The following is a 9,275-nucleotide window of genomic DNA, read 5'->3' as shown; positions in this document are numbered from 1 at the left end:
TGCGCGGGTCGTCGGGGGCGCAGAAGCCCGCGTGGGGCAGTTGGAGGAGGGAGGCGTCCACCTCGTCGTTGTCGGGCGTCCCGAGAAGGGCGGTGAAGATCGCCGGCGAATCGAAGCGCGGGAGGCACAGCCAATCCAGGCTGCCCTCCCGCGACACGAGCGCGCTGGTGCGCAGATCGGCCAGCAGCGCGTAGCTCTCCAACGGGGTGCTCATGCGCCCAGCGTAATCGGCAGAGCCGCCGGCGTCTCGGCGGAGCCCCTTGTCAGCCCGTGGTGACGGTCGGCGGTTCGGGAACGTCGTAACCCGAGGGACCCACGTTGGTCTTGAGCGCCTGACTCCAGGCGCCCGAGGAGATGTAGTCCTTGAGCGCGGCGCTCACGTGCGTCACCAGGTTGGCGTCACCCTTCTTGATGCCGACGCCGTAGCTCTCGTTGGTGAAGCCCCGTTCGAGCACCCGGAGGATGCCCTTGTACTCAGGTTGGGAGGCGAACCCGGCGAGGATCACGTCGTCGTCGGTCACGGCGTCCACGTCGCCGTGGGCAAGGTCGCGCACGCATTCCGACAGCGTCGGCACCTCGCGCAACGTGATCGAACCCCGATAGTTCTGCTTGATGTAGGCCGCGGACGTCGTGCCCGTCGGCGAACACAGCGTCTTGCCGTTGAGCGTTTCCGGGCCGGTGATCGTGTCATCGTTGCGGCGGATCAGCAGGTCTTGGTGCGCCACGAAGTAGGGGCCGGCGAAATCGACCCGCTGCTTGCGTTCGTCGGTCATCGAGTAGCTCGCGATCACGAGGTCGACCTCGCCCGACTCGAGCGCGGTCTCGCGATCGGCTTTGTCGACCGGAACCCAGGTGATGTTCGCCTCGGGCACCCCCAGCTTCGCCGCCACGTAGATGGCCGTGATGATGTCGAAGCCGCTGTACTCCATGCCCTGCTTGAGGCTGATCCCGGGCTCGTCGATGGCGATTCCGATCTTCACCCCACCGCCCGGGATCACCGTCGAGCCCGCCACGCTCGGGGCGACGTGCCCACCCGAGGGCGTGCAGGCGACGACGGTCAGCAATGCAACGGCGCCGGCCAGGATTCGCGCGAGCATGCTGCGGCTGAATCCGCGTGTGTTCCTCTTCATCGATGGCTCCTTTTCGGACCACATAGCGATTGACATCAAAGAGCCGTCGTCGGCTGGTTGATCTTGTCGGGATCAGCCTCGTCGTACGTGCGGCCGGTGGACGACCAGAACGCCTTCAACCGATTACCGGTGTTGGCCTGCACGCCCGGGCGGACGGCCATCCAACCGAGGTACAGGGCGACGGCGATGGCGGGAATGCCGAACACCACGACGATGAAGTCGGTCTTGTGCCAGAAGTACGGCGACGACTCCCAGCCCGAGATCGCCATGCCGACGACCACGAACACCAGGAACGCCAGCCCGAAGAGGCTCGTGAACGGATACCCCGGCATCTGGAAGGGGCTCCTCGGAATCACGCCGCGCCGCACCAGGTAACGCAGCCGCAATTGGCATAGGAAGATCGTGGCCCACGCGAACAGCTCACAGACGGCCGAGCATTCGAGCGCGATCTCGAAGGCGTTGGGGGCGAACGCGTTCAACACGGCACCGAGGAGCAACGCCCCGCTGGTGAGCAAAATGCCCGCCCAGGGGACGCCGGAGGCGCTCATGCTCAACGTGAACTTGGGCGCCTGCTTGCTCATGCCGAGGCTCCGCAGCACGCGACCCGTGGTGTACAGGCCGGAGTTGAGGCTCGACATGGCCGCTACGATCAGCACGGCTTGGATGGCGTTGCCCATCCAGCCCACGCCCATCTGGTCGAAGACCGTGACGAACGGGCTGATGCCCGACTTGTAGTCGGTCGTGGGCAACATCGAGACGAGCAGCAGGATCGAGCCGCAGTAGAACACGGCGATCCGGAAGATGACCGCGTTCACGGCCTTCGGCACCTCGCGTTCGGCGTCCTTCATCTCGCCGGCCGCGACGCCGACCATCTCGATCGAGGCGTACGCGAACACGACGCCCGACATCACCAGGATCGGGCCGTACCAGTTGTAGGGGGCCTCGGTCGGCCAGAAGCCGCCCGGGTTGCTCCACAGATTCTGGAAGCCGGCCTGGTGGTCGCCGATGTAGAAACCGCCCACGACCACGACGACGCCGACGCACAGGAAGACGATGATCGCCGTCACCTTCGCGAAGGCCGCCCAGAACTCGAACTCGCCGAATGCGCGCGCCGACAGCAGGTTGATCACGAGGACCACCGCCAGCGCGATCAAGACCGTGATCCAGGTCTCGACGTTGGGCCACCAGTACTGGATGTACAGACCGACTGCGGACAGTTCCGCGATGCCGGTCAGCGACCAGTGCAGCCAATAGATCCAGCCCGTGATGTAGGCGGCGTATTCGCCGAAGAACTCCCGCATATACGAGACGAAGGCGCCCGACGTGGCGCGGTGCAGCACCAACTCCCCCAGTGCCCGCATCAAGAAGTAGGCGATCACGCCCACGAACGCGTAGCTCAATAACAAGGCCGGCCCGGTGCTGTGTAACCGGGACGCCGACCCCAAGAACAAGCCCGTCCCGATGGCCCCACCCAGGGCGATCATCTGTACGTGGCGGCGTCCGAGCGTTTGTTTGTAGCCTGCTTGCTCGGCGGCAAAGGCCGAGGCGTGAGCCCGTTCGTGGCTCGTCGCGGGTTCGCTCATTTTTCCTCGATTGCTGTGGACGATCCGGTACAAACCGGAGCGTCAGGTCCCTGCGAGATCGCGCGCGCTGCACGCAGTCTGGCACCCCGGCGGCGTCCCCGTGTTGCGAATGCGTTTCGAGCAAGTTTCGGCGCGAAAGAAAGCGGGCCGCGTCATGCACGACGAGGGCGGCGCCCGGGAAATCCCCGGACGCCGCCCTCGTTCGTTGCTGCGTCAGCCGCGCGCCGCCGCGCGGTTCACCGCCCCGACCACGGCGCGCATGGACGCGGCGATGATGGACTCGTGGCGGCCGACGCCCCAGACCACCTGGGCGTCGTCGCCCTCGCCGACCTCGCACTCGACGTAGGCCGCGGCCAGCGCGTCCCCGCCGGCGCTCATCGCGTGCTCGGAGTAGTCCAGCACGCGCGCCCGGACGCCGACCGTCCCCAGCGCGTCCACGAACGCCGACAGCGGACCGTTGCCCTCGCCGAGGACCTCGACCTGACGCCCCTGGTAGTTGACCGTCGCGCGGCACGTGTAGACGCCGTCCTCGGACGACGACTGGTAGGTCACCAGCTCCAGCGGCCCCGTGGTGGTCAGGTACTCCTGCTCGAAGATCGACCAGATCTGCTCCGACGTCACCTCGCCGCCCTCGGTGTCGGAGTGCTCCTGCACCACCCGGCTGAACTCGATCTGCAGGCGCCGCGGCAGATCCATCTTGTGCTCGGTCTTCATGATGTAGGCCATGCCGCCCTTACCGGACTGGCTGTTGACCCGGATGACAGCCTCGTACGTCCGGCCGACGTCGTGCGGGTCGATGGGCAGGTACGGCGCCTCCCAGTCGACCTCGTGGATCGTCTGGCCCTGGCTCGCGGCCTGCTTGTCCAGGTACTCCAGGCCCTTCTTGATGGCGTCCTGGTGCGACCCCGAGAACGCCGTGTAGACGAGATCGCCCGCGTACGGGTGCCGCGGGTGGACCGGCAGCCCGGTGCAGTACTCGACGGTGCGACGGATCCCGTCGATGTCGGAGAAGTCGATCTGCGGGTCGATCCCCTGGCTGAACAGGTTCAGGCCCAACGTGATCAGGTCGACGTTGCCGGTGCGCTCGCCGTGCCCGAACAGGCACCCCTCGACGCGGTCCGCGCCGGCCATCATGGCCAGCTCGGTCGCGGCGACCGCCGTGCCGCGGTCGTTGTGCGGGTGCAGCGACACGGCGACGTGCTCGCGGTTGCGGACGTTGCGGCAGAAGTACTCGATCTGATCGGCGTACGTGTTCGGCGTCGAGCGCTCGACGGTGGCCGGCAGGTTCAGGATGATCTCGCGGTCGGGCCCGGGCTGCCAGACGTCCATCACGTTGTTGCAGACCTCGATCGCGAAGTCCGTCGGCGTCTGGGTGAAGATCTCGGGGCTGTACTGGTAGCCGAACTCGGTCTCGCCCAGGTACTGCTCGGAGTACTTCATGACCAGCTCGGTGCCGCGGCGCGCCATCGCGATGCACTGGGCCTCGTCGATGCCGAACACCACCTTGCGGAACAACTCGGCCGTGGCGTTGTACAGGTGGATGTTCGCGCGATGCGCGCCCACCAGAGACTCGGCGGTGCGGGCGATCAGGTCTTCACGAGCCTGGGTCAGCACGGAGATCTGGACGTCGTCGGGAATCCGATCCTCCACGATCAGCTTCCGGACGAACGCGAAGTCCGTCTGCGACGCCGACGGGAAGCCGACCTCGATCTCCTTGTAGCCCATGCCGACCAGCAGCTCGAACATGCGCAGCTTGCGCGCCGGGGTCATCGGGTCGATCAGGGCCTGATTGCCGTCGCGCAGGTCGGTGGACAGCCACCGCGGCGCGTGCGTGATCTTGTTGTTCGGCCAGGTGCGGTCGGGCAGGTCGATCGGCTGGAACGGAACGTAGCGGTCGAACGGCATCCCGCTGGGCTGCTGCCGCGGGGCGCCGATCTGCGGGCGCGTGCCGAAGTTCTGGGTGGTGATGGTCATGGCTCTATCCTCGGTCAATCTGGAGTGGGGGTTTCAGATGCCAGGCGCGACGAGACTCCGCAGCGGGGAAGCCTGACGGAACTAGGCCTCGCTGCGGCAACCAAGGAGCAGGTTCACCCATGCCATGGCGGAGACGCTAACACACGTTCCGGTGCCCGGCGGGGTCGTTTCGTCCGGTTTCTGAGATCCACCCGCCCAACGGACGCCGCGGGCGTCGGTTGCCGGCGCCCCCGGCCGTGTTGTTTGCTCACACCTCGTGAGCAAACAACAGCGACCGGGAGCACGCGTCCGGCGTCCTGCTCAGAGGCTGGCGCCGAAGTCCGCCCGGAACTGGGCGACGAGGTCGTCGACCCAACCGCCGATCGGCTCGAGGCGTCCGTAGAAGAACCGCAGGATCTCGGGCTCTTCGATGAACCGCAGGCCGCCGATCATGCGGCGGTGGGCGTGCGGCCAACTGATGCGGTCGATGGCGTAGTTCACCTGGCTGAGCGTGAACACGCGGCGCGGCAGGGCCAGCCGGACGAGTTCCATGTCGGCCATCGGCTCGGTGCCGTCGGGCGCGCGCTGCTCGCTGAGCGTGCCGCGCTCCATTCCCCGGACGCCGGACGCGATGTACAGCGCGGACGCCAGCGCCCCCGCCGGGTACCGCTCCTGCGGCAGGTGGTCGAGGAAGCGCATGGCGTCCAGGTGCGCGCCCAGGCCGCCGGCGGGCGTGATCACCGGGATGCCACGCGCATCGAGCTCGGACACCATGTGAGCGATGAACTGGGGACCCTGGTTGATCATGTCCTCGTCCATGGTCTCGTCGAGGCCGACCGTGATCGCCTCCATCTCGCGCACGGACACGCCGCCGTACGTTAGGAAGCCCTCATACATGGGGATCAGCCCGCGCATCTGCTCGTACAGGCCGCGATCCCGGACGCAGATGCCGCCGCCGCGTCCGAACCCGAGCTTGCGCGCCGAGAAGTGGATGACGTCGAAGCAGTCGGCGATCGCGCGGGTGATCTCCGCGATCGACATCTCGCGGCAGCCCTCCTCGCGGGTCTTGATGAAGTACAGGTTGTCGGCGAGGAGGGAGGCGTCCAGCACCGACATGATGCCGTGCTCGCGGCAGACCGCGGTCGCCTCGCGGATGTTCGCCAGCGACAGCGGCTGCCCGCCGATCAGGTTCGTGCCGGCCTCGATCCGGACGTAGCTGAGCGCGTCGGCGCCGCGCTCGGCGATGAGCGCACGGAGGGCGTCCACGTCGAAGTTGCCCTTGAAGTGCTCGTCGCTGGTCACCTTCAGCCCCTCGGGACGGATCAGCTCGACGACCTCGGCGTCCTTCGCGGTCACGTGGGCCTTGGACGTCGTGAAGTGGTAGTTCATGGGGACGATCTGTCCCGGCTTCACGAACGCCTGCGCGAGGATGTGCTCGGCCGCGCGCCCCTGGTGGGCGGGCAGGAAGTACTCGGTGCCGAAGATCTCGGTGAGCTTGACGCCAACCGGGAGAACGTCGCGCTGCCGGCGTAGGCGTCGTCGGCGATGAGCATCGCCGCCTGCTGCCGGTCGCTCATAGCGTTCACGCCCGAGTCGGTGAGCATGTCGAGGAACACATCCGCGTTCTGCAGCAGGAACGTGTTGAACCCCGCCTCGATCATGGCGTGCCTGCGCTGCTCGATGGGCAGGAGGTTGAGCTTTTGGATAATACGGACCTTGTGCATCTCCAGGGACAGTTGCTCGCCGCTGAAGACGTCACCTTTGACACATGGACGACCAGTTCGGCGGCGAACCACCCGAGGTCAACCACCGCTTCTACCACGTGCCCGCCTCCAACACCGCCGTCGGCCACCTGGTGCTCAACAACCAGCGCTCGTCGCGGCATCATGCGTAAGCAACCCGCGAACCAGACCCCCACAGAGAGGAACACCATGAGCGACACGAAAGTCCGCGTAGCCGTCGTCGGCGCCTCCGGCGCCTTCGGCCTGAAGCACCTGGACGGCCTCGCCCAGATCGACGACGCCGAGGTGACCGTCGTCAGCGGAACCAAGCTCGAGAGCACGCAGGAGGTGGCCGACAAGTACGGCGTCCCGACCGCGGTCGTCGGCCTCGAGCCGGTGCTCGAGCGCGACGACGTGGACGCCGTGATCCTCGCGACGCCCACCCCGGTCCACGCCGAGCAGGCGCAGGCCGTCCTGGCCGCCGGCAAGCACGTGCAGGTCGAGATCCCGTTGGCCGACTCGTTGGCCGATGCCGATGCCGAGGCCGCGCTGGCCGCGGCCGAGGCGTCCGGGAAGGTCGCGATGGTCGGGCACACGCGCCGGTTCAACCCGTCGCACCAGTGGGTCCACCACAAGATCACCGACGGCGAGTTCAACGTGCAGCAGATGGACGTGCAGACGTACTTCTTCCGCCGCAAGAACATCAACGCCAAGGGCGAGCCGCGCACGTGGACCGACCACCTGCTGTGGCACCACGCCGCGCACACCGTCGACCTGTTCGCCTACCAGGCGGGGCCGATCGTCGAGGCGAACGCGCTGCAGGGGCCGATCAACCCCGAGCTCGGCATCGCGATGGACATGTCCATCCAGCTCAAGAGCGAGTCGGGGGCGATCTGCACCCTGTCCCTGTCGTTCAACAACGACGGCCCGCTGGGCACGTTCTTCCGCTACATCGGCGACACCGGCACCTACATCGCCCGCTACGACGACCTCGTGAACGGCAAGGAGGAGCCGATCGACGTCTCGCACGTCGACGTCAGCATGAACGGCATCGAGCTGCAGGACCGCGAGTTCGTCGCCGCGATCCGGGAGGGCGCGAGCCGAACTCGTCGTTCCGCCGCGTCATCGACTGCTACCGGGTGCTCGGCCAGCTCGAGGAGCAGCTCGGCCGATGAGCACGCTGCCCACCCGCACCATCGGCCCGCTGACGGTCAGCGCGCTCGGCCTCGGCTGCATGCCGCTGAGCTACGGCTACGGCGTCCCGCCGTCGCCCGAGGACGGTGTCGCGCTGATCCGGCAGGCGTTGGACGCCGGCGTCACGTTCCTCGACACGGCCGCCCTGTACGGGGCCGGCCGCAACGAGGAGCTCGTCGGCCGGGCCATCGCCGGGCGGCGCGGCGAGGTCGTCGTCGCGTCCAAGGGCGGGATGGGGCTGGTGGACGGCGTCAAGACGATCGACGGACGCCCCGAGACGCTGCGGGCGCACTGCGACGCCTCGCTGCGGCGCCTGGGGTGGACGTCATCGACCTGTACTACCTGCACCGCTGGGACAAGACGGTGCCGATCGCCGAGAGCGTCGGCGGGCTCGTCGACCTCATGGGGGCCGGCAAGATCCGCGCCATCGGCCTGTCGGAGGTCTCGACGACCCGGCTGCGCGAGGCGCAGCAAATCGCCGAGATCGCGGCCGTCCAGAACGAGTACTCACTGTGGACCCGCAACCCCGAACTGGGCCTCGTCGAGGCCTGCGAGCAGACGGGCGTCGCGCTCGTCCCGTTCAGCCCACTCGCCCGCGGGTTCCTGACGGGGGCCCTGCCGGACCCGCAGGCGTTCGAGTCCGGCGACCTGCGCCGCGGCATGCCGCGCTTCCAGCCCGACCACTGGCCCGGCAACGCCGCGCTGCTGCCGGCGTGGACGGCCCTAGCCGCCGAGGCCGGCTGCAAGCCGGGGCAACTCGCGCTGGCGTGGCTGCTGAGCCGCGGCGAACGGGTCGTCCCGATCCCGGGGACAACCGACCCCGACCATCTCGACGAGAACCTCGCGGCCGTCCACCTCACGCTCTCCGACGACGTCCTCGCCCGCGCGGACGCCCTCGTCAACCACGCCACCGTCGTCGGGCCGCGCTACAGCGCCGCCCAGTCGCGCGAGGTGGACGCCGACACCTTCGAGGAGGACGCGTGACACTCTCCGGCATCTCGTCCATGGCCACCAAGGGCGTCCTGGCCGCCCTCGCGGACGCCGCCGCGTCCGCCGGCGCGCCGACCATCGCCTTCGAGTCGGTCGGCGGAGTGCTCGCCGCCGATCGCGTCGCGGCGGGTGAGGCGCTCGACGTCGTCGTGCTCGCCTCCGGGGCGATCGACCGGCTGGCCGACGACGGCCACGTCGACCCGGCCACCCGGACGCCGCTCGTGCTGTCCCAGGTCGCCGCGGCCGTCCCTGCCGGCGACGACGCCGCGGACGGCGCGACGCCGCCGCCGGGCCCGGCATTCGCCCACGCGTCCGAGCTGCGCGCTGCCCTGCGCGCGGCCTCCCGCATCGGCTACTCGACGGGCCCGAGCGGCACCGCCCTGGTCCGCATGATCGAGGGCTGGGGGTTGAGCGACGAGCAGAGTGACCGGCTCGTCCAGGCCCGCCCCGGCGTCCCGGTGGCCGCCTCGCTGGCCGCCGCCGAGGTCGACCTCGGCTTCCAGCAACTCAGCGAGCTCGTCGGCCAGCCCGGCGTCCGGATCCTCGGCGTCCTCCCCGACGACTGCGCGATCGAGACCGTGTTCACCGCGGCGGTCGCCACGGCGTCCGGAAGCCCCCGGCAGGCCGCCGAGCTGATCGCCTTCCTGGCCTCGGCCGAGGCGTCCGGCATCAAGGCGGAGCACGCGTTCCGCACCCCGTGACTT

9 protein-coding genes and 2 pseudogenes are annotated in these 9,275 nt (G+C 68.5%); 5 read left to right on the top strand and 6 right to left on the bottom strand.

Annotated features, from left to right (window positions below; genetic code table 11):
• From WMJ97_RS07620 to WMJ97_RS07595, 6 genes are all read right to left on the bottom strand, one after another.
• A partial coding sequence (locus WMJ97_RS07620; protein WP_347348379.1) for a trehalase-like domain-containing protein occupies nt 1-214 on the bottom strand: 214 nt, incomplete at its 3' end.
• A gap of 49 nt (nt 215-263) precedes the next feature.
• Nucleotides 264-1,130, bottom strand: a complete 867-nt coding sequence (locus tag WMJ97_RS07615) for a transporter substrate-binding domain-containing protein (RefSeq protein ID WP_347348378.1) — start codon at nt 1,128-1,130, stop codon at nt 264-266.
• Between the two features lie 35 nt (nt 1,131-1,165).
• Nucleotides 1,166-2,614: an amino acid permease gene (locus WMJ97_RS07610; RefSeq protein WP_347348377.1), complete on the bottom strand. Its 1,449-nt coding sequence runs from the start codon at nt 2,612-2,614 to the stop codon at nt 1,166-1,168.
• A 312-nt stretch (nt 2,615-2,926) separates the two neighbouring features.
• Complete coding sequence (gene leuA, locus WMJ97_RS07605) at nt 2,927-4,618, bottom strand: 2-isopropylmalate synthase (RefSeq protein ID WP_347348383.1); 1,692 nt, start codon at nt 4,616-4,618, stop codon at nt 2,927-2,929.
• Nucleotides 4,619-4,987: 369 nt separating this feature from the next.
• Nucleotides 4,988-6,130, bottom strand: coding sequence for a tryptophanase (locus WMJ97_RS07600; protein WP_347348382.1), 1,143 nt, complete (start codon nt 6,128-6,130; stop codon nt 4,988-4,990).
• On the bottom strand, nt 6,076-6,390 hold the full coding sequence (locus WMJ97_RS07595; RefSeq protein ID WP_347348376.1) for a hypothetical protein: 315 nt from the start codon (nt 6,388-6,390) through the stop codon (nt 6,076-6,078). Before WMJ97_RS07595 ends, WMJ97_RS07600 begins: the two co-directional genes overlap by 55 nt.
• 44 nt (nt 6,391-6,434) lie before the next feature.
• Here WMJ97_RS07595 and WMJ97_RS07590 point away from each other — a divergent pair, with 44 nt between their 5' ends.
• The 5 genes and pseudogenes from WMJ97_RS07590 (at nt 6,435) to WMJ97_RS07570 (ending at nt 9,272) form a co-directional block, all read left to right on the top strand.
• On the top strand, nt 6,435-6,560 hold the full coding sequence (locus tag WMJ97_RS07590) for a hypothetical protein (protein ID WP_347348375.1): 126 nt from the start codon (nt 6,435-6,437) through the stop codon (nt 6,558-6,560).
• Nucleotides 6,553-7,476: pseudogene (locus WMJ97_RS07585) on the top strand (Gfo/Idh/MocA family oxidoreductase); the annotation flags it as partial. The gene WMJ97_RS07590 and the pseudogene WMJ97_RS07585, both read left to right, overlap by 8 nt.
• An 82-nt stretch (nt 7,477-7,558) precedes the next feature.
• Nucleotides 7,559-7,840: pseudogene (locus WMJ97_RS07580) on the top strand (aldo/keto reductase); the annotation flags it as partial.
• A gap of 59 nt (nt 7,841-7,899) precedes the next feature.
• The gene (locus tag WMJ97_RS07575; RefSeq protein ID WP_347348381.1) at nt 7,900-8,565 is read left to right on the top strand and encodes an aldo/keto reductase; all 666 of its coding nucleotides are present in this window, start codon (nt 7,900-7,902) and stop codon (nt 8,563-8,565) included.
• Nucleotides 8,562-9,272: a substrate-binding domain-containing protein gene (locus tag WMJ97_RS07570; RefSeq protein WP_347348374.1), complete on the top strand. Its 711-nt coding sequence runs from the start codon at nt 8,562-8,564 to the stop codon at nt 9,270-9,272. Before WMJ97_RS07575 ends, WMJ97_RS07570 begins: the two co-directional genes overlap by 4 nt.
• Nucleotides 9,273-9,275: the final 3 nt, after the last annotated feature.

This window comes from Nigerium sp. (assembly GCF_039811905.1).
GTDB lineage: Bacteria > Actinomycetota > Actinomycetes > Propionibacteriales > Propionibacteriaceae > Propioniciclava.
Note: the sequence above shows the minus strand (reverse complement) of the source record. Positions and strands in the feature narration are given on the sequence as shown.

Coding starts and splice junctions, on each gene's coding strand:
- WMJ97_RS07615 (WP_347348378.1), bottom strand. CDS start 1,130: ATGAAGAGGAACACACGCGGATTCAGCCGCAGCATGCTCGCGCGAATC.
- WMJ97_RS07610 (WP_347348377.1), bottom strand. CDS start 2,614: ATGATCGCCCTGGGTGGGGCCATCGGGACGGGCTTGTTCTTGGGGTCG.
- leuA (WP_347348383.1), bottom strand. CDS start 4,618: ATGCCGTTCGACCGCTACGTTCCGTTCCAGCCGATCGACCTGCCCGAC.
- WMJ97_RS07595 (WP_347348376.1), bottom strand. CDS start 6,390: ATGCACAAGGTCCGTATTATCCAAAAGCTCAACCTCCTGCCCATCGAG.
- WMJ97_RS07590 (WP_347348375.1), top strand. CDS start 6,435: ATGGACGACCAGTTCGGCGGCGAACCACCCGAGGTCAACCACCGCTTC.